Genomic DNA, 18,831 nt, shown 5'->3' with positions numbered 1-18,831 from the left:
ACTATTTTTGAATGCCGCAAGAGTTCCACAAAAAAATTTTAAAAATTAATATGCCTTCGCAAAAAGCACTCTTTGCTCAGACGGTTTCCCTGTAAGCACACAGCTTCCCGACTCTTTTTCGGAATTAAATGGTATACAGCGAATTGTGGCTTTGGTAAGCCCTTTTATCTTGTTTTCTGTCTCTGCAGTTCCATCCCAATGGGCAGAAATAAATCCTCCTTTTTCTTTTAAAACTTTTTTAAATTCATCAAAAGAATCTACCTCGGTGATATGTTCGTTTCTAAAATTGAAAGCTTTATCAAATAAAGTATCCTGCATTTCAACCATAAGGTGCTTCACCTTCTCCACTACTTCTGTTTGGTTTACAAACTCTTTAGCGAGGGTATCTCTTCTTGCAAGTTCAACACTTCCTTTCTCAAGATCCTTTGGCCCAATAGCCAATCTTACCGGCACTCCTTGTAATTCGTATTGAGCAAACTTCCAACCTGGTTTTTGCGTATCTCTATCATCGTATTTCACCGAAATACCGGCTTCTTTAAGATCATCAGCCAGTTTGTTGGCTACCTTAGAAATTTCTTCTAATTGTCCTTCTCCTTTATATATAGGAACAATTACTACCTGAGTAGGCGCTAAATTTGGAGGAAGTACCAAACCGTTATCATCACTATGCGTCATAATAAGCGCTCCCATTAAACGTGTAGAAACACCCCAGGAGGTTGCCCAAACATTTTCTAATTTTCCTTCTTTAGAAGTGAATTTTACATCAAAAGCTTTTGCAAAGTTCTGACCTAAAAAGTGAGAGGTTCCTGCTTGCAGAGCTTTCCCGTCCTGCATCATTGCTTCAATGCAATAAGTTTCTACAGCACCGGCAAAGCGTTCACTTTCGGTTTTACTTCCTTTTATAACCGGCATTGCCATAAATTTCTCGGCAAATTCGGCATAAATATTATTCATTAATTCAGTTTCCTCCAGGGCTTCCTGTTTGGTGGCGTGGGCGGTATGCCCTTCCTGCCAGAGAAATTCTGAAGTTCTCAGGAATAATCGGGTTCGCATCTCCCAACGCACCACATTAGCCCATTGATTGATTTTAATAGGAAGATCTCTATAAGACTGAATCCAGTTTTTGTAAGTATTCCAGATAATAGCTTCAGAAGTTGGTCTAACTACAAGTTCCTCTTCCAGTTTAGCTTCAGGATCTACTATTAATTTAGATTTATCATTAGGATCTGTCTTAAGCCTGTAATGAGTAACCACGGCACATTCTTTCGCAAAACCTTCGGCATTTTTTTCTTCAGCTTCAAAGAGATGCTTGGGAACAAAAAGCGGAAAATAAGCATTTTGATGTCCGGTTTCCTTGAACATTTTATCAAGCTGGGCCTGCATTTTCTCCCAAATGGCAAATCCGTAGGGTTTAATTACCATACAACCTCGTACTGCGGAATTTTCAGCTAAATCAGCTTTTACTACCAATTCGTTGTACCATTTTGAATAATCTTCGCTTCTTTTGGTTAACTTTTTACTCATTCTCTGGATTTGGCATAAATCTTGTATTTTGTTAAACACAATCTAAATGCAGGTTTAGTTAGCGCAAAACTAACTATTTTTGTAATGTTCAACAATAAAATACTAAGCTAATGATACGCAATTACGACTTACACAAAAAAGCAATTCTATTTGTTGCTCCTATGTTCTTGCTATTGTTAGCATCTTGCGGTTCTTACCAGTATTCTGGTTATGAGGATGGGATCTATGGTGATTCTAACCAACAGCAATCAACTTCTGAAGAGCCATCCCAATATGCTAATAATAATAATAAACAGGATCAGGGAAATTCATACTATAAGAACCTTTTTTCAGAAAAATCAGAATTTTATGGCCAGATGGCCGATAACATAATCTTTACCGATGTAGAATCTTACTCCTCTGCAGAAGGCGGAGAGGATGAAGTTTATTATGAAGACCAACAAGCTTATGTTGGCGGAAGAGCTCCCTGGGGTGAAGATCCAGATCAATATACTATAAACATTTACAATACCGGTTTCCACGGTGGATTTTACAATCCATGGAGATGGAATCGTTTTGGATATGGTTACGGTTTTGGAGGTTACTGGAATGATCCGTTTTTCTGGGATCCATTTTATGGTCCAGGTTATTGGGGTGCCGGTTTTGGTCCCTGGGGCGGAGGATTTGGCCCATGGGGTGGCGGTTTTGCATACGGCTCACGATGGGGCTGGGGTAACCACTTTGGCTTCGGATTTGGATATGGAGGCTTTGGAGGCTTTTATAACCCATATATAGGAAGAGGATATTTAAACAACCCATATTATGGCTATCGTAACAATTACAGAGACGTAGCTTATAATAGCGGAAGAAGAGCCAGCTATTCAGATTATGGTACAAATTCAAGGGATAATGTTTCCCGTATTAGAACTAACGAATCTTCTTATTCCAGAAGCATTCGAAATATTAGAAGCAATGATAATGCTTCAAGAAGTAGAAGTTATACCAGAAGTAATTCAGATAATTCTAACGTTTATTCCCGATCTAGCAGAAGGAGCGAACCATCTAGAATCAACACTTCTTCTTCAAGAACAAATTCGGCTATAAACAGGTCTAATAGAAGTTCAAGATCTAACTCTACTTATAATAGATCTTCTAATAGTTCTTCAAGAAGTAGCGGTACTGTTCGCAGTAGCTCTAGTAGTTCCAGAAGTTCTGGTACAAGAAGTTCAGGCGGAAGTAGTCGTTCTTCTTCATCCAGAGGTGGCGGTAGAGGATAATCAACTTCTGGCGTGAAAGTATTTTAAAAAAAATTGAATCAACCTTACAGTTTCCCGCTGTAAGGTTTTTTCTGAAATCAATAAATATACTCCGGTCTAAAACCCGGTAAACCGTAAAAGGATTTAAAAATAGTTTATGAAAAAGATATTTATAATATTGAGCATTCTTTTAGCAGGAAGCGCCCAGGCTCAAAACATTACCGATGCTTATAGATACAGTTCTGAAGAACTGAACGGAACCGCCAGGTTCCAGGCACTTAGTGGTGCTTTTGGAGCACTTGGGGGAGACTTATCTGCCATTACAGTAAACCCGGCCAGTTCTGCCGTTTTCCTTAATTCTTTTGGAACTATGACTTTGTCTCACCGTTCTACCAATAAAAATGTAGATTATTTTGGAACCGGTACTACAAATGAAAATTCAGATTTTAACTTTAATCAGGCCGGTGGTGTACTTGTTTTTGATACAAGAAGTGATAGTCCCTGGAGAAAATTTAGTTTAGGTTTAAATTATAGTCAGACCAATAATTTTGACGATGCTTTTTTGGCTACTGGAACAAGCCAGACTTCTATAGACCAGTATTTTCTAAATTATGCTAACGGCATACCATTAGATTTACTCCAAACCCGTGAAGATGAAAGCATCTCTGATCTTTATTCTTATTTAGGAGAAAACGAAGGTTTTGGAGCGCAACAGGCATTTTTAGGATACCAGGGCTATGTTATAGATCAGGCAGAGGATTCACCAGATAACACCGAGTATAATTCCTTTATAAGCCCCGGGAATTTTAACCAGGAATATCGTTCTGTGGCTACCGGTTTAAACGGAAAATTTTCTTTTAATTTTGGGACACAGTTTAAAGATTTCTTATACCTGGGTGCTAACCTAAATACCCATTTTTTAAACTACGACCGTAGTACAAGGTTTAGAGAAAACAACAGTAATTCAGGTAGTGCTACCAATCAGGTAATTTTTAATAACAACTTAAGCACAACCGGAGACGGATTTTCTTTTCAGTTAGGTGCGATTGCCAAAGTAAGTGATAGATTTAGAGTTGGCGCATCATACCACTCTCCCACCTGGTTTAGTATCGTGGAAGAGGCTACCCAGTATCTCGAAACAAATAACGAAGCGAATGAGCGGGTGGTTGTAGACCCCAACGTTTTAAACCTCTACCCTGATTACAATCTTAAAACTCCCGGTAAAATTACCGGTAGCCTTGCTGTACTATTCGGTACCAAAGGATTAATTAGTTTTGATTATTCCTACAAAGATTATTCAGCAACTGAATTTAGACCTACAGATGATCCCGAATTCGATTTTCAAAATGGTCTTATTTCAGAAGAACTTCAGGCGGCTTCTATTTTTAGATTGGGTGGAGAATATAGAATCAATAACTGGAGCTTAAGAGGCGGTTATCGTTTTGAGCAAAGTCCCTACGCTAACGAATCTACTGTAGGCGATTTAACCGGCTATTCGGGTGGTATTGGCTACGATTTTGGAAGTATGAAATTAGACCTTGCCTACACCAACGCAAATTACGAGGAAAATGCAAGACTTTATGAAACTGGTTTAACCAATACGGCAAATATAGACAGAGACCTCTCCAAAGTGATTTTATCGCTTAGCTTCGGCTTGTAGGAAAACGATCTTTTGTTTTTAACTTAAAACGCCCTTTTTGGGCGTTTTTTAATTTAAACCCTATACTACATCCTCTTATATCACTATTTTTCAGTAACTTATACAACCTATTTATTGAAGCCTCATCTATCATAGCTGCATTACTAACATTTAAATACACAGTTATGAAGTCAATTTTTTACTGGATGATGCTAATTCCTTTTTTGGTATTTTCCCAAAATCAGTCAGATAACAATGAGGAATATCTCATTGTTGGATCCACTATTTTTTCAGCAAAAAGCGATAAAATAAAAGAGTTTTCTGAAGGTATGAAAAATCACAATGAGCAGTTTCATGCAGAAGGAGCTATGGGAGTACGAATTTTTACAATCATGAATGGCCAAAATGCGTATGATTATATGGCGGTAATTGGGCCAATGCCGTGGAGTGCTTTTGATGAAGCCAGCCCTACCCAGGAAGCACATGATGAAGACTGGACCAATAATGTGATCCCTTATTTAGAGAGCGAAGAGGAAGTGACTTTTTGGAGATTCCATAATAAATTATCTCATTTTCCTTCTAATTTTGAAATGAGCAAACTTAGAGTAAGCGTTTGGGACATAGCAAGAGGAAAATATGAAGATATGATTTCTAAGCTAGAAATGGTAACAGGAGTTTTAAAGGAAAAATCACCTGAAACGCCTTTCGCAATTTACACCAATGAATTTTCGTCTACCAACTCTGGCCAGGATCTTTCTGTAGTATATTTCTTCGATGATTTTGCCTGGCTGGGAAAAGATCAAAAGCTTAAAGAGAAGTTTGAGGAAGTTCACGGGGCTGGTTCTTTTAATTCTTTTACACAAGATTGGATGAATATTACCAATGGCGCTTCTCAGGAACTTTGGGTTTATAACCAAAACCTAAGTGGGATTGGCCCGCAGGTAACCACTTCTACCGAAGATTAAAATTTAAAAAATGAGTTATAAAAAAGTCAGCATAGAAAAATTTTCTATGCTGACTTTAATTTTTACATAAACTTCCTCTTCAGTATGCATCTATTGAAAAATTTAATTTAATTCCTTAAAAACTCAAAATTTCATATCTTGTAAAAAATTAACAGTTTATCATGTTTGAGTTTGACCAGGAAACCTGGATTTACTTCGCGCTTATTGCGGCTTTTCTCGTTTATTTTATTTGGAATTCCCGTAGAGCAAAAAAGAACCGTAAGGCTCGTAAGAACAGAAATTTTAGAAGGCGCTATATGGAACGCCGAAGAGAGGAAAAATCTGAAACTAATATTTAACTTCTTAGCCTCATTAATTGCCGCCTTAATTCTTCATTTTGTACTTTTGAAAAGTAAATTACTTTACCAGGGAAGGCAAAGTCTTAAGTAAAATAATTTAGGCCCGGGACTAAAAATTTAATTTGAAAAAGCCTGGAATTCAAGTAAGAATTTTGAGTATTTTAATTTCAATTATCCAGTAAGAAACAAAACATTTATATGAAGATATATACAAAAACCGGTGATAAAGGTACTACTGCCCTTTTTGGAGGCACCAGGGTTCCCAAACACCATATTCGCATAGAAAGTTACGGCACTGTAGACGAACTTAACTCTCATATTGGACTTGTTCGCGATCAGGATACCGGCGAACATACCAAACAGGTTTTAAGCAGAATTCAGGATAGGCTCTTTACTATCGGCTCTACCCTGGCGACAGATTCTGAAAAACAAAAATTAAAAAACGGAAAAGAGCGATTAAATATTCCTAAAATTTCGGCAGAAGATATAGAAATGCTGGAAAAAGAAATGGACAAAATGAATGAGGAACTTCCTCCTATGACTCATTTTGTGCTTCCGGGAGGCCACCAAAGCGTGTCATTCTGTCACATAGCGCGGTGTGTATGCCGGCGTGCAGAGCGACTTGCCACAGCTTTACACGAAATTGAAGCTTTTGACGATAAGGTTTTACAATATCTAAATAGACTATCTGACTATCTATTCGTACTGGCACGGATGTTGTCTAAAAAATTAGAGGCCGAAGAGGTAAAATGGATTCCCGAAAAATCTTAGTTCTTATTTTAAGGCTTCAGCAAGAATTATTCAGTAAAATCTATAATTTTAGCGTATGTTCTTAACAGTATTGATTAAATAATAGATTTTTTTCTTGGCTATTACCACAAAAAATTTATTTTTGCAAAAATAATAAACCTGAGCAACCCATGTATTGGACTTTAGAATTAGCATCTTATTTAAGTGATGCACCCTGGCCTGCAACTAAAGACGAATTAATTGATTACGCCATTAGAACAGGTGCTCCACTAGAAGTAGTAGAAAACCTACAGGCGATTGAAGATGAAGGAGATTCGTATGATTCTATTGAGGAAATTTGGCCCGATTATCCCACTGATGAAGATTATCTTTGGAATGAGGATGAATATTAAATAATAACACGCAAAAAATAGAAAAAAGTCTCCAAAGTGAGGCTTTTTTTTTGCGTACATTTGAACCCCGTATTAAACAAAAACTATTATGAGTTTTTTAAATTCTGTATTAAAAGTATTTGTTGGCGATAAATCTAAAAAAGACGTCAAAGAAATACAACCTATAGTCGATAAGATAAAGGCGCTGGAAGGTGAGTTTGAAGCCCTTTCTATAGACGAACTTAGGGCTAAAACAGCAAGCTTTAAGGCGAAGATCGCTGAAGCTCTAAAAGATATAAATAAACAAATTGAAGAGCTGGAAGCCGAGGCCGATGCCAGTGACGATATTACCCAAAAGGAAGATATTTATGCTGAAATTGATGCGCTGAAAGCTAAATCTTATGAGATCTCTGAAGGGGTTCTTAACGATATTCTACCCGAAGCCTTTGCAACGGTAAAAGAAACCGCAAAACGCTTTTTTCATAACGAACAACTTAAAGTTACCGCCTCAGAATTTGATCGCGAGATTTCTGCCGAAAAAGATTATGTAAATCTTGAAGGCGATCACGCAATCTGGAACAATTCCTGGGATGCTGCCGGAAAACCGGTAACCTGGGATATGATTCATTACGATGTACAGCTAATTGGTGGTGTGGCTATGCACCAGGGAAAAATTGCCGAGATGCAAACCGGTGAAGGTAAAACCCTTGTGGCAACCTTACCAATGTATCTTAACGCTCTTACCGGAAACGGAGTGCACCTTGTAACGGTAAACGACTACCTGGCAAAAAGGGATAGTACCTGGATGGCGCCACTTTTTGAATTTCACGGTTTAAGTGTAGATTGTATAGATTACCACAGGCCAAATTCAGCCTCCAGGAGAAAAGCCTATAATGCCGATATTACTTACGGAACCAACAATGAATTTGGTTTCGATTATTTGCGTGATAATATGTCTCACGCTCCAAACGATCTCGTACAACGCCCGCATAACTTTGCCATTGTAGATGAGGTAGATTCGGTTTTAATTGATGATGCGCGTACACCTTTAATTATTTCCGGGCCAATCCCAAAAGGTGATGTTCACGAATTTAACGAACTCAAACCTGCAATTTCTAATATTGTAGAACTTCAGCGTAAACACCTTACTAAGGTTCTTGCTGAAGCTAAAAAACTTATCAAAGAAGGAAACACCAAAGATGGTGCATTCTTGTTACTAAGAGTTTATAGAGGTCTACCAAAGAATAAAGCACTTATTAAATTTCTTAGTGAAGAAGGTATAAAACAGTTACTGCAGAAGACCGAAAATCATTACATGCAGGACAACAACCGTGAAATGCCAAAAGTAGATGCAGACCTTTATTTCACTATTGAAGAAAAAAGCAATCAGATAGACCTTACCGATAAAGGTATTGAGTTTCTTTCTGCCGATGGGGATTCCGATTTCTTTGTTATGCCAGAGATGGGAATGGAAATCGCCAAGATTGAAAAAGAAGGACTTTCTAAAGAAGAAGAAGCCGAGAAAAAAGAAGAACTTTTTAGAGATTACAGCGTAAAAAGTGAACGTATTCACACTTTGCGCCAGCTTCTAAAAGCCTATACTCTATTTGAGAAAGACGACGAATATGTGGTTATAGACAATAAAGTAAAAATTGTAGACGAGCAAACCGGCCGTATTATGGACGGGCGCCGTTATAGCGATGGCTTACACCAGGCAATTGAAGCTAAGGAAAACGTAAAAATTGAAGATGCTACCCAAACCTTTGCAACAGTAACGCTTCAGAATTACTTTAGAATGTACAGCAAGTTATCTGGTATGACCGGTACAGCTGTAACTGAAGCTGGAGAATTCTGGGAAATCTATAAATTAGATGTGGTAGAGATTCCTACCAACCGTCCTATTGCCAGAAAGGATAAGGACGATATGGTTTACAAAACCAAAAGAGAAAAATATAACGCGGTAATAGACGATGTTACCCAGCTTTCTAATGCAGGAAGACCCGTACTTATTGGTACAACTTCTGTAGAAATTTCAGAATTACTCTCAAGAATGCTGAAATTGAGAAATGTTCCGCACAACGTGCTTAACGCGAAACTACATAAACGAGAAGCCGATATTGTGGCCGAAGCAGGTAAATCTGGTATTGTAACTATCGCCACTAACATGGCAGGTCGTGGCACCGATATTAAACTTAGTAAAGAAGTTAAAGAAGCCGGTGGTTTAGCCATTGTAGGTACAGAGCGTCACGATTCACGGCGTGTAGACCGCCAGTTAAGAGGTCGTGCAGGCCGCCAGGGAGATCCGGGAAGTTCTCAGTTCTATGTTTCTCTGGAAGATAATCTAATGCGTCTATTCGGCTCTGAAAGGATCGCAAAATTAATGGATAAAATGGGTCTGGAAGAAGGTGAAGTAATTCAACATTCCATGATCTCAAAATCCATTGAGCGTGCCCAAAAGAAAGTAGAGGAAAATAACTTCGGAATTAGAAAGCGTTTGTTGGAATATGATGATGTGATGAACGCCCAAAGGGAAGTGATTTACAAACGTCGTTACCACGCATTATTTGGCGACAGGCTTAAGGTTGATATTGCGAATATGATCTTTGATACTTCTGAAGCGATTACCGAAAATAATAAAGTTGCCCAGGATTATAAGAATTTTGAATTTGAACTGATTAGGTATTTCTCTATGAGTGCCCCGGTTTCAGAAGAAGAATTCGAGAAAATGAGCGTACAAAAAATTGCCGGAATTGTCTATAAAGAAGCCTACCAGCATTACCAGGAAAAGATGAAGCACAGCGCTTCCAGGGCTTTCCCGGTAATTAAGCAGGTTTACGAAGACGAAAGCAACAATTTTGAAAGAATTTCTGTACCATTTTCAGACGGGCAAAAAACGCTTCAGGTAGTTACGAATCTTGAGAAAGCTTACGAAACCGAAGGTGTTCAGTTGGTTAAAGATTTTGAGAAAAATATAAGTCTTGCAATAATTGATGATGCCTGGAAAACCCACCTTCGCAAGATGGATGAGTTAAAACAGAGCGTTCAATTAGCGGTTCACGAGCAAAAAGATCCATTATTGATCTATAAATTTGAAGCTTTTGAATTGTTTAAATCTATGCTGGATCACGTAAATCGGGATGTAATTTCTTTCCTTTTCAAAGGTGAAATTCCAGAAGGAAATGTTTCAAATATCCAGGAAGCAAGACAACGCAAAAAAGAAAAAGTAGAAACTCAAAAAGATGAAATTCCTAATATAGACGAAAGAGCTGCTCAAAGTCGCGCTGCTGAGAACACCCAACAGCAACGCCGCCCACAGGTGACCGAAACCATTACCAGAGACCAACCAAAGATTGGCCGTAATGATAAAGTGACTATAAAAAATGTAATGAGTGGCGAGAATAAAACTCTTAAATACAAACAGGCTATTCCGCTTATTGAAAAAGGAGATTGGGTTGTTGTGAATCAGTAATTTAATTTTAAATTATACAAAAGGGCTGTTTAAACCTCCTAAATAGAGGAACTTTTAAACAGCCCTTTCTTTTTTTGAGTACATTAGCTTTTCATTCAACCAATCATCAAAAAAATGAAAAACTACCAAATAGAAATAAAGTGGGGCGTAATTTTCTTCGCTGCATCTTTACTTTGGATGTATTTTGAGAAACTCATGGGCTGGCACGATGTGCTCATTGCCAAACACGCTATTTACACCAACTTTTTCGGTTTAATTGCAATAGCAATTTACTTCTTTGCCATTCATGATAAAAGAAAGAATTTTTTCCGCGGAAAAATGAGCTGGAGACAGGGATTCGTTTCGGGAGTAATTTTAAGTATTGTTATTGCCTTACTCTCTCCTATTGGCCAACTAATTACACACTATCTTATTTCTCCCGAATATTTTGAAAACGCTATAGAAAGCAGCGTAGAAAGAAATGCTATGAAGCAGGAAGATGCTGAAGCTTATTTTAACTTAAGCTCATATATAGTACAATCTATAGCCGGTGCATTAATGATGGGTGTAGTAACCTCAGCTATTGTTGCATTGATTTTAAGAAAAAAATAATCAGGAGTTTTTCAATTTGAGCAAATAATTGGGATCTGGGCAGTTTTGTAGATAAAAGTCCAATTCCCGGCGGGAAGTAACCCCGGGAAAATCCCCTATTTTTTCAACTAAATCTTCAATTATCTGAAAATGTAAATGTGGTGCATAATCGCCATTTTCTTCAGGTGTTCCCAATTCAGCAATTTTTTCGCCTTTTTTCACAGAACTCCCCGGAAAAAGACCGTTTAATGAAGATTTACTTAAATGACCATAAAGGGAATAGAACTTCTTTTCTTCAAATTCGTGTTCCAAAATTATGGTTGGGCCGTAATCTCCGAAACTGGAATTATCATTAAAACTATGAATTCTTCCATCTAAAACCGCTAAAACATCGGTATGTGCATCAGCCCAAAAATCCAGGCCTAAGTGTATATTCCTGTTAGAATCTTCATCTTCAGAAGTTGTAAAAAGCTCACTTCTCTTATAAAGTTTTCGTACTTCAGAATAGCCTCCAAAAGCCACCTTTTTTTCGAAGGCATTTAAATATTCGGCTATATAATTAGAAAAAGCCCGGGAAGAAGAAATATCTACTTTCCCGAGCTCTACATTGTTTTCAGATAAATCTATAATTATATAATCTTCTTCTTTTAAATTCACATCCAGAACCTGGGTAAAACCCGGTGTTAACTGCGAAAGAAATTCAGAAAAATTTGTGGTTCCCATAAGCGATCTTTAAAACGATTTGCCGTTTAAGAATCGCTAAAATTACACCTTGAAATTTAATTTAACAAGACATCGCTAAAATTAGCTTTAATGCTAATATTCCCTCCCGAATCTTTAGTTTTATGAAATCCCGTAAGTTTTTTATTATCGTAAGATTCGTTACTTGTTACCTTTAAAGAACCAGGATGTTTAATATCGCTCTGGGTGCCACTATACATAAAATTAAAAGCTGATGAAGGCAAACCAAGTTCCAGATCGCTATTCTCTAAATTAATATCTAGATTTTTAAAATTAGCCCCTACTCTTGCAATATTCAACTCCCCAAAATTTCCCGATAAAATCCCGGTATCTTCAAGCTCCTCAATATTTACATTACTGGAATTGGAACTTAATTTGATGCTTTTAACCTTCTTAATTTTAAAGTTTTTTACATACCTGGCATCCATTATTCCATAAGTCCAATAGTTGATGTTCACCGGAGTGTAAGCTGCCTCTACATTAGTACTTTTACCGCTTATCCTATCGGCGGTTAGTTTACTGTGAGAAAGATCGGCGTGAAGATTATTCGTTGTACCCGAAAGGTTTACATCCCCGTGGCGTACATCAAGATTAAGCTTTGCGTTTTTAGGCATTTTTACTTTAATGGTCTTTTTGGCCTTAGAATTACTTAAACCTATCACTTTTGGTTTTCCATTTTCTGTATCACCAAAACGGGCTTCCATTTGCGCTCCAAAAGATTCGCCCCAGGCTTCCATATCTTTACCAAAACTTTCGGCCCATTTTTCCATAGACTTTTCAAGCTCTTCACTATTTATTCCCATCTTCATTTCAAAATTCTTCTCCCATTTCTCGGCATTTTTTTCAAACTGAGAAGCCCATTTTTCCATATCTTTTTCAAAATCTTCACCAAAATTCGCTTCCATTTGCTTTTCAAACTTCGCAATGTATTTGTCACCGTCTTTTTTATAAGCTTCATAGTCAAATTTGATATTGCCCATTTTTTCACTGAATTCTGGCGGAAGCGGCGCTCCCATACTTTCTCCCATACTTTGCATCAAAGGCGTCACCAAATTATTCATTAATGGCTCCAGCATCTGCGGAAGACTGGCCAGTGGTTTTTCCAATCCGCTTAGATCTATATCTCCGCTCCACTGCATTCCCCCGCCTGAAGAAATATTTACTTCTGAAGCATTTCCGGAAGTATTTAATTTCCAGGCCGCAAGAATATCTTTTCTTTCACTTTTTTCAATTTCACCAGTTTCCAGAGAGGCTTCAATTTGCACTTCATTTTTATCCCAGTATTCTACAATAATATTGGTGTGACTGGCATCAATTTTCACTTCTACATCGCCGGAGGTTTTATAAGTTTTATCCAGCTTTTTTGTTTGCGCGCTCAATGTTACCGGAAGGCAGAGCAGCAGCGCAACTATTAAATTATACCTCGTAGTTTTCATATTCGTTGTCTTTTGATTGTTTAATTTCCTTTAATTTGCTTTTTAGCTTATATAGCAAGTCTAATCTAAGCTGAAGATTCGCTATCATCGCTTCCAGGGTTTGCTCGTTTGGCCCCGCTTCTTTAATTTCTGTATTTAAGCGTTGGTATTCCTTATCCAGTTCAGCCATTTGGTTCATAAAAGAATCTATAAGGGCTTTATTTGCGGGTGTAATATTGATCTTGGAAAGTTCAATATTAAGACTGGCCATATAATAATCTTCAATCTTCTTGAATTCAGGTGAAACTTCACTTAGCTGAAAATTATTTTCAGTTGTTTCCGGCTTATTTTCTTTTTCTTCTGAATTTTCCTGATTTGGAGTGTCAGCTACCGATGGCTCATTCGTAAAATTATCTCCCCCTGAATTCAGAAAAAAGAATCCCACGCCCAGCGCAACAATTAAAACCGCTGCGATCTTTAGAAAAAAGAACGTATTATTCTTCTTTTCTACGGGAAATTCTTTCTCCAGGCGATCTTCAAATCGCTTTTGGTGCCCTTTTGGTAAAGTGTTGGGTTTAGGCTCCTTCTCGTTCCTGAACATTTCTCTAATATCCTGTGCCATTTTTTATAGTCTTTAATTCTTCCTGCAATTTTTTCTTACCTCTGTGCACTAAAGTCCGCGAGGCTACCGGACTAATATTTAAAATCTCTGATATTTCTTCGTGGTCATAGCCTTCCATTAAGAACAGCATCAGTGGGTATTTATATTTTTCGGGAAGTTTTTCCATACTTTGCTTTATTTCTTCCATTCCAATCCCATCGTCTACCTGCCAATTATCGTCTTCTTCGGCTGTGCTCAATACCTGTTCATTAATAGCAACTAATTCCAGCTTTTTCGCTTTTAATTTATCTATACACTTATTAATTACAATACGCTTAAGCCAGGCGCCAAAAGTAACTTCCCCCGTAAATTGTTGCAGTTTTGCAAAAGCTTTTATAAAAGCTTCCTGCATCGCGTCTTCTGCCTCATAAGGATCTTTCAAAAAACGCAAGGCCACATAATGCATTCCCTGGCAATACTGATTGTAGAGCTTCAGCTGGGCCCTGCGATCTTTGTTTTTACAGGCTTCTATTAATTGATGCTGTATCATTTTCTTTGATTGGTTGTACTTTAAAGACGAAACTATTTTTGCAATGTTGCAAGCTTCTGTTATTTTGTAGCTGAAAATACGTTTTTTCCTTTTTAAAGCCTGAAAAATTAGTTTGCACGCTTTTTGAACTGTAGTATTTCAAAATAAAATAATAATGAAAAAACCGGTAAAAACGTTTTTAAAGATTGGCGGAATTATTATTGTCTTAGCCGCTGTAGTGGTATTTATAATGCGCTACAGTACTAAAGCTCATAGTCCCGAAGCCACCGTAAATTATACACAGGGTGATTTGAAAATAGAAGTTTTTTATAACCGCCCTTATAAAAAAGAACGGGTGATTTTTGGTGAACTGGTACCTTATAATGAAGTATGGCGTACCGGTGCCAACGAAGCCACTACTTTTGAAACCAATAAAGATATAATGGTAGATGGCTCACTTTTAGAAGCCGGGAAATATACCTTATGGACTATCCCTATGGAAGATTCCTGGAAAGTGATTTTTAATAAAAATATGTACCCCTGGGGAATTGATATGGAGGAAAAAGCCTATCGTGATCCTGAGTTTGATGCGCTGGTACTGGAAGTTCCTACCAAAGATTTACAAAGAACTATTGAACAATTTACTATAGCTTTTAATGAAGAAAATGAATTTATAAATTTAAACCTGGCCTGGGCCGAAACCCTGGTTAGTGTTCCTATAAAACCTGAAAAAGCATAAAAAATTAACCTCACAGGGTCATAAAATCCTGTGAGGTTTATAATTTAAGTCACCCTGAACTTGTTTCAGGGTCTAATTTCCTAAAGTTTTAGATGCTGAAACAAGTTCAGCATGACGATAACGAAATTTTAAAAATTTCATCTTAATCTTCGTCTACTAAAAGATTAAGCGTCACATCTATATTGTCTCTTGTGGCTCGAGAATAAGGGCAAATCTCGTGAGCTTCATTTACAATTTTTTCACCGGTTTCAACATCTACACCTGGTAAATAGCAGTCTAATACTACAGATAGTTGTAAATTTTCTTCCTCATCAGTCAGGCCTAATTTTACTACTGCGCTCACACTAACATTTTCATCTATATCTATACCGTGATTCTTAGCAGCTAACTGCAATGCACCTCCAAAACAAGCAGAATACCCCGCTCCAAATAATTGCTCCGGATTGGTATAATTTCCGCCTTCACCGCCCATAGATTTTGGCATACTTAATTTTACGTCCAATATTCCATCATCACTTTTGGCGTGGCCTTTTCTTGCTCCTTTTGTAGTTACCGTTGTTTTATACAAATTTTTCATCGTTATTTAAGTTACATTAATTAGGCCTGAATATACCAAGCATAAACAAGGCTCCCAAAGATCGAATTCATAAATTTGTCATAAATAAGTATAGTTTGAGCGAGAAGAACCAAAAATCGGCATTAAGTGAATCTGGCAGTAAGCCGGTCTCGGCGAATGTGAATCCAAAATCAGCTCAAAAGATTAGAGCTTCCCGAAAAAATAAATTTGAGGAAGAAGATTTGCTTCAGCAACTTCTAAATGGAAATAAGACTGCATTAGGCCGTGCAATTACTTTGGTAGAAAGTAATCAATTTTCACATAGAAAAAAGGCGCAACAGTTATTGGAAGGTGCCTTGCCCTATTCTCAAAAATCTATTCGAATTGGAATTACAGGCGTGCCCGGCGTGGGCAAAAGTACTTTTATAGAAAGTTTTGGCTCATATTTAATCGAACAAGGAAAAAAAGTAGCGGTACTGGCGGTAGACCCCAGTAGTAGTGTTTCCCACGGAAGTATTTTAGGTGATAAAACCAGGATGGAAAACCTTGTAAAAGAAGAAAATGCTTTTATACGGCCATCGGCTTCGGGTTCTTCTCTTGGTGGGGTGGCCAAAAAAACCCGCGAAAGTATTATTCTATGTGAAGCTGCAGGCTTTGATGTTGTGCTTATTGAAACCGTTGGGGTTGGCCAAAGTGAAACCACGGTGCACAGTATGACCGATTTCTTTTTATTGCTGAAACTGGCCGGAGCCGGAGACGAACTACAAGGCATAAAACGAGGAATTATAGAGATGGCCGATGCAATTGTGATCAACAAAGCTGATGGAGACAATATAAAAGCTGCAAGGGAGGCAAAACTGGAGTTTAACCGTGCGCTGCAACTTTACCCAAGCAAAGAAAGCGGCTGGAAACCAAAAGTTGCTCTTAGCAGTGCTTTAAAGCAAACGGGAATTGATAGTGTTTGGGAACTGATTAAAGAATTTGAAAAGCTAGGAAAAGAAAATGGTTTTTTCCTGAAAAACAGAAAAGAGCAGAATAAATTCTGGCTTCTACAAACTATAAACGCACATCTAAAAAACCGCTTTTACCAAAATCCTGTGATGAAAAACGAACTTGAAATTCAATTAAAAGCTATAGAAAATAATAAGATAACCGCTTTCGCCGCAGCCGATTTATTAATTGAAAAGTTTGAAAATCTGGATTAATTCTTTTTGAAAATTTTCTGCTGTGCCCATTCGTGAAGTTTATAGAAAATAAAGCCTAAGAGCCCACCAATCAACATTCCTACAAGTATATCTCCCGGATAATGCACTCCTAGATAAACCCGACTATAAGCTACAAGTAAAGCCCAGGCAACTAACCAAAATATCATTTTAGGAAAGACTTTTCTAAATAATAATCCAAGAAAAATAGCAACGCCCATCGAGTTAGAAGCGTGTGCTGAAAAGAAACCATAAGAACCGCAACGAACCGCCACAAACCGGGTATATTCCATAATGCCTTCCTGCCGGCAGGGTCTTAAACGTTCAAAAGCATCTTTAAAAACATTTCCTAATTGATCTGTAGCGGTAATTAATAAGGTTATAAATACCACCGTGACCAGGCTTGATTTCCAACCGAATTTCCTGAAAATAAGGAATAAAAGTAAAGCGTATAGCGGGATTGCTGTCCATTTATCGGTAATGAGCAGCCAAAGCCAATCCCAGGTTTCATTACCGAGATTATTTAGCCAAAGAAATAATTTATGATCTAACTCTATTAATTTCTCCATTAATCGTCCTCGTATCTTGCAATTTCCCTATCGTAAAATTCTGAAGCTTCTTTAATAAGGTTTTCGGTTTCATTTTCTAGTTCTTCTTCATCGTGCTGATCAAATTCTTCCAGCCATTCTACTTCATCGTTCTCAAGATTAATGATAAATCGTGGGAATTCGGTATGTATTACGAAGATAGCAGTGGGATAGTCGGTATTATCACCGAGAAGAAATTTAGGGAAATCCATAATTATATTTTTGATTGAACAAGACTAGACTCTTGCAAAATAAGTTTTTTTGTTAAATAGTTAAATCGAATGTACAACATTAATGCCGAAACAGAGAGCCCGGCAAGGAGCCCAAGCCAGATTCCCATACTTCCAAGATTTTCGGCTTTGCCAAAATACCAGGAAACAGGAAAGCCAATAATCCAGTAAGAAATAAAACAAATTACCGTGGGAATTTTCACGTCCTGAAGACCTCTTAAAGCTCCCAGAATAACCACCTGCAAACCGTCACTAAGCTGAAATAACGCAGCTACAACTAATAATTGGGCAGCAAGTAAAATCACCTCGGCATTATCTATATAAAATGTAGGCAGCCAATCTTTAAGCAGAATAAAGCCTAAAGCAAATACTGCTTCAATTAAAAATACAAGCAGAAATGTTGAAAATGCAATTCTACGTAAATCTTTAAAATTAGCAAGACCTTTTTGATTTCCTACCCTAATAGTAGCTGTAACTCCAAGTCCAACAGCAATCATAAAAGTCATTGAAGCGAGATTCAAAGCAATTTGGTTTGCCGCTTGTGGATTAGTACCCAACAAACCGGCAAGGAATACGGTAGCGGTAAAAATCCCAACTTCAAAAAGCATTTGCAGCGCCGTTGGAAAACCGAGGTTTAATAATCTTTTAAATACATCAGAGTTTAGAGATTCCTTTTTTCCCCATTTGAAATATTCGGCAAATTTCTTTTTTCGTCTCAAAATTTCCCAAACAAACCATAACATAAAGAAACGGGAGATTAATGTACCTATTGCTGCACCTTCCAGCTCCAACCTTGGAAAAATCCAGATTCCGTAGATTAAGAGGTAATTAAAAATCACGTTTACCACGTTAGCGATTAAAGTGGCATACATGGCATATTTTGTTTGCGAGAGTCCGTCAGCAAATTGCTTAAATGCCTGGAAAATCATTAACGGAATCATTGAAAACGCCACGATATTAAGATATGGAATGGCAAGTTCTACCACCTCTGGCGGTTGGTCTAAATAATACAATACCGGTTTCGCTATGAGTAAAGTGAGAAAAAGAAGAATTCCATTAATAGTACATAAAATTACCCCGTGGTGAAAATAGCTTCTGCCCTTGTTTATATCCTGCGCTCCATCGGCTTCAGCAATTAAAGGTGTAATAGCAAAAGAAAAACCAATTCCTAAAGAGAGGGCTATAAAAACCAGCGAATTCCCCAGGGAAACCGCCGCTAGTGGTGCCGGCCCTAATTGGCCAATCATTAAATTATCTACCAGCCCAACTAATACATGGCCTAATTGCCCGAGCATTACGGGTAAGGCAATATTTAAATTTTTGCTGAATTCTTGTGTGTAGGCGCTTAGCTGCAAAACATAATTTTAGGC

Annotated in this window: 20 protein-coding genes; 10 read left to right on the top strand and 10 right to left on the bottom strand. The window is 37.6% G+C overall.

Going from position 1 to position 18,831, the window contains the following annotated elements:
• Positions 1 to 45 precede the first annotated feature (45 nt).
• Positions 46 to 1,524 (bottom strand): proline--tRNA ligase, encoded by a 1,479-nt coding sequence (proS, locus tag AO058_RS09300; RefSeq protein ID WP_075326188.1) that lies wholly within the window; start codon positions 1,522 to 1,524, stop codon positions 46 to 48.
• 110 nt (positions 1,525 to 1,634) lie between these two features.
• Here proS and AO058_RS09295 point away from each other — a divergent pair, with 110 nt between their 5' ends.
• Together AO058_RS09295 and AO058_RS09290 are read left to right on the top strand one after the other, a co-directional pair.
• Positions 1,635 to 2,780, top strand: a complete 1,146-nt coding sequence (locus tag AO058_RS09295; protein WP_232228815.1) for a hypothetical protein — start codon at positions 1,635 to 1,637, stop codon at positions 2,778 to 2,780.
• Positions 2,781 to 2,916: 136 nt separating this feature from the next.
• Positions 2,917 to 4,419 carry an OmpP1/FadL family transporter gene (locus AO058_RS09290; protein ID WP_075326187.1) on the top strand — a complete coding sequence of 501 codons (1,503 nt, stop codon included), beginning with the start codon at positions 2,917 to 2,919 and terminating at the stop codon, positions 4,417 to 4,419.
• Here the strand turns inward: AO058_RS09290 and AO058_RS18930 are convergent.
• Positions 4,403 to 4,552, bottom strand: coding sequence for an HK97 family phage prohead protease (locus tag AO058_RS18930; RefSeq protein ID WP_143083604.1), 150 nt, complete (start codon positions 4,550 to 4,552; stop codon positions 4,403 to 4,405). The two genes, AO058_RS09290 and AO058_RS18930, sit on opposite strands and share 17 nt — an antisense overlap.
• A 31-nt stretch (positions 4,553 to 4,583) precedes the next feature.
• On the opposite strand from AO058_RS18930, the gene AO058_RS09285 reads away from it, so the two are divergent.
• The 6 genes from AO058_RS09285 to AO058_RS09265 all read left to right on the top strand — a co-directional run bounded on the left by AO058_RS09285 (position 4,584) and on the right by AO058_RS09265 (position 10,882).
• Positions 4,584 to 5,363 carry a hypothetical protein gene (locus AO058_RS09285; RefSeq protein WP_143083603.1) on the top strand — a complete coding sequence of 260 codons (780 nt, stop codon included), beginning with the start codon at positions 4,584 to 4,586 and terminating at the stop codon, positions 5,361 to 5,363.
• A gap of 161 nt (positions 5,364 to 5,524) precedes the next feature.
• Entirely contained in the window at positions 5,525 to 5,701 is a 177-nt protein-coding gene (locus AO058_RS18530; RefSeq protein WP_177195632.1) for a hypothetical protein, read from the top strand.
• Positions 5,702 to 5,899: 198 nt separating this feature from the next.
• Positions 5,900 to 6,472 (top strand): cob(I)yrinic acid a,c-diamide adenosyltransferase, encoded by a 573-nt coding sequence (locus AO058_RS09280; protein ID WP_075326185.1) that lies wholly within the window; start codon positions 5,900 to 5,902, stop codon positions 6,470 to 6,472.
• 149 nt (positions 6,473 to 6,621) lie between these two features.
• On the top strand, positions 6,622 to 6,843 hold the full coding sequence (locus AO058_RS09275) for a DUF2795 domain-containing protein (protein WP_008272287.1): 222 nt from the start codon (positions 6,622 to 6,624) through the stop codon (positions 6,841 to 6,843).
• Positions 6,844 to 6,931: 88 nt separating this feature from the next.
• Complete coding sequence (gene secA / locus AO058_RS09270; protein ID WP_075326184.1) at positions 6,932 to 10,291, top strand: preprotein translocase subunit SecA; 3,360 nt, start codon at positions 6,932 to 6,934, stop codon at positions 10,289 to 10,291.
• Between the two features lie 114 nt (positions 10,292 to 10,405).
• Entirely contained in the window at positions 10,406 to 10,882 is a 477-nt protein-coding gene (locus AO058_RS09265; protein ID WP_075326183.1) for a DUF4199 domain-containing protein, read from the top strand.
• Here AO058_RS09265 and AO058_RS09260 read toward each other — a convergent pair whose 3' ends face one another.
• From AO058_RS09260 to AO058_RS09245, 4 genes are read right to left on the bottom strand one after another with little or no spacing between them, the layout of a single operon-like run.
• The gene (locus AO058_RS09260) at positions 10,883 to 11,584 is read right to left on the bottom strand and encodes a peptidoglycan DD-metalloendopeptidase family protein (protein WP_075326182.1); all 702 of its coding nucleotides are present in this window, start codon (positions 11,582 to 11,584) and stop codon (positions 10,883 to 10,885) included. It abuts the gene before it with no gap.
• 56 nt (positions 11,585 to 11,640) lie between these two features.
• Positions 11,641 to 13,038 (bottom strand): hypothetical protein, encoded by a 1,398-nt coding sequence (locus tag AO058_RS09255; RefSeq protein WP_075326181.1) that lies wholly within the window; start codon positions 13,036 to 13,038, stop codon positions 11,641 to 11,643.
• Positions 13,019 to 13,639: a hypothetical protein gene (locus AO058_RS09250; RefSeq protein WP_075326180.1), complete on the bottom strand. Its 621-nt coding sequence runs from the start codon at positions 13,637 to 13,639 to the stop codon at positions 13,019 to 13,021. The genes AO058_RS09255 and AO058_RS09250 overlap by 20 nt, the downstream gene beginning before the upstream one ends.
• Entirely contained in the window at positions 13,623 to 14,168 is a 546-nt protein-coding gene (locus AO058_RS09245; RefSeq protein WP_075326179.1) for an RNA polymerase sigma factor, read from the bottom strand. Before AO058_RS09245 ends, AO058_RS09250 begins: the two co-directional genes overlap by 17 nt.
• A gap of 154 nt (positions 14,169 to 14,322) precedes the next feature.
• On the opposite strand from AO058_RS09245, the gene AO058_RS09240 reads away from it, so the two are divergent.
• The gene (locus tag AO058_RS09240) at positions 14,323 to 14,886 is read left to right on the top strand and encodes a DUF2911 domain-containing protein (RefSeq protein WP_075326178.1); all 564 of its coding nucleotides are present in this window, start codon (positions 14,323 to 14,325) and stop codon (positions 14,884 to 14,886) included.
• A 142-nt stretch (positions 14,887 to 15,028) separates the two neighbouring features.
• Here AO058_RS09240 and AO058_RS09235 read toward each other — a convergent pair whose 3' ends face one another.
• Complete coding sequence (locus AO058_RS09235; RefSeq protein WP_075326177.1) at positions 15,029 to 15,463, bottom strand: organic hydroperoxide resistance protein; 435 nt, start codon at positions 15,461 to 15,463, stop codon at positions 15,029 to 15,031.
• A 95-nt stretch (positions 15,464 to 15,558) separates the two neighbouring features.
• On the opposite strand from AO058_RS09235, the gene meaB reads away from it, so the two are divergent.
• On the top strand, positions 15,559 to 16,647 hold the full coding sequence (gene meaB / locus AO058_RS09230; protein WP_075326176.1) for a methylmalonyl Co-A mutase-associated GTPase MeaB: 1,089 nt from the start codon (positions 15,559 to 15,561) through the stop codon (positions 16,645 to 16,647).
• Here meaB and AO058_RS09225 read toward each other — a convergent pair.
• Genes AO058_RS09225 through AO058_RS09215 form a run of 3 tightly spaced genes read right to left on the bottom strand, consistent with a single transcriptional unit; the run spans position 16,644 to position 18,816 of the window.
• Entirely contained in the window at positions 16,644 to 17,213 is a 570-nt protein-coding gene (locus tag AO058_RS09225) for a phosphatase PAP2 family protein (protein ID WP_075326175.1), read from the bottom strand. The two genes, meaB and AO058_RS09225, sit on opposite strands and share 4 nt — an antisense overlap.
• A complete protein-coding gene (locus tag AO058_RS09220) occupies positions 17,213 to 17,443 on the bottom strand; it encodes a hypothetical protein (protein ID WP_075326174.1) in 231 nt (76 codons plus the stop codon). The genes AO058_RS09225 and AO058_RS09220 overlap by 1 nt, the downstream gene beginning before the upstream one ends.
• 2 nt (positions 17,444 to 17,445) lie before the next feature.
• Positions 17,446 to 18,816, bottom strand: coding sequence for an MATE family efflux transporter (locus tag AO058_RS09215; protein ID WP_075326173.1), 1,371 nt, complete (start codon positions 18,814 to 18,816; stop codon positions 17,446 to 17,448).
• Positions 18,817 to 18,831 lie beyond the last annotated feature (15 nt).

It is taken from the genome of Salegentibacter sp. T436 (assembly GCF_001932675.1).
Lineage (GTDB): Bacteria > Bacteroidota > Bacteroidia > Flavobacteriales > Flavobacteriaceae > Salegentibacter > Salegentibacter agarivorans.
The sequence above is the reverse complement of the archived record's forward strand: the minus strand, read 5'-3'. Positions and strand labels throughout refer to the sequence as shown.

Bases quoted from the DNA above. Each gene is read 5' to 3' on its own strand.
- proS (WP_075326188.1), bottom strand. From the start codon at position 1,524: ATGAGTAAAAAGTTAACCAAAAGAAGCGAAGATTATTCAAAATGGTAC.
- AO058_RS09295 (WP_232228815.1), top strand. From the start codon at position 1,635: ATGATACGCAATTACGACTTACACAAAAAAGCAATTCTATTTGTTGCT.
- AO058_RS09290 (WP_075326187.1), top strand. From the start codon at position 2,917: ATGAAAAAGATATTTATAATATTGAGCATTCTTTTAGCAGGAAGCGCC.
- AO058_RS18930 (WP_143083604.1), bottom strand. From the start codon at position 4,552: ATGATAGATGAGGCTTCAATAAATAGGTTGTATAAGTTACTGAAAAAT.
- AO058_RS09285 (WP_143083603.1), top strand. From the start codon at position 4,584: ATGAAGTCAATTTTTTACTGGATGATGCTAATTCCTTTTTTGGTATTT.
- AO058_RS18530 (WP_177195632.1), top strand. From the start codon at position 5,525: ATGTTTGAGTTTGACCAGGAAACCTGGATTTACTTCGCGCTTATTGCG.
- AO058_RS09280 (WP_075326185.1), top strand. From the start codon at position 5,900: ATGAAGATATATACAAAAACCGGTGATAAAGGTACTACTGCCCTTTTT.
- AO058_RS09275 (WP_008272287.1), top strand. From the start codon at position 6,622: ATGTATTGGACTTTAGAATTAGCATCTTATTTAAGTGATGCACCCTGG.
- secA (WP_075326184.1), top strand. From the start codon at position 6,932: ATGAGTTTTTTAAATTCTGTATTAAAAGTATTTGTTGGCGATAAATCT.
- AO058_RS09265 (WP_075326183.1), top strand. From the start codon at position 10,406: ATGAAAAACTACCAAATAGAAATAAAGTGGGGCGTAATTTTCTTCGCT.
- AO058_RS09260 (WP_075326182.1), bottom strand. From the start codon at position 11,584: ATGGGAACCACAAATTTTTCTGAATTTCTTTCGCAGTTAACACCGGGT.
- AO058_RS09255 (WP_075326181.1), bottom strand. From the start codon at position 13,038: ATGAAAACTACGAGGTATAATTTAATAGTTGCGCTGCTGCTCTGCCTT.
- AO058_RS09250 (WP_075326180.1), bottom strand. From the start codon at position 13,639: ATGGCACAGGATATTAGAGAAATGTTCAGGAACGAGAAGGAGCCTAAA.
- AO058_RS09245 (WP_075326179.1), bottom strand. From the start codon at position 14,168: ATGATACAGCATCAATTAATAGAAGCCTGTAAAAACAAAGATCGCAGG.
- AO058_RS09240 (WP_075326178.1), top strand. From the start codon at position 14,323: ATGAAAAAACCGGTAAAAACGTTTTTAAAGATTGGCGGAATTATTATT.
- AO058_RS09235 (WP_075326177.1), bottom strand. From the start codon at position 15,463: ATGAAAAATTTGTATAAAACAACGGTAACTACAAAAGGAGCAAGAAAA.
- AO058_RS09225 (WP_075326175.1), bottom strand. From the start codon at position 17,213: ATGGAGAAATTAATAGAGTTAGATCATAAATTATTTCTTTGGCTAAAT.
- AO058_RS09220 (WP_075326174.1), bottom strand. From the start codon at position 17,443: ATGGATTTCCCTAAATTTCTTCTCGGTGATAATACCGACTATCCCACT.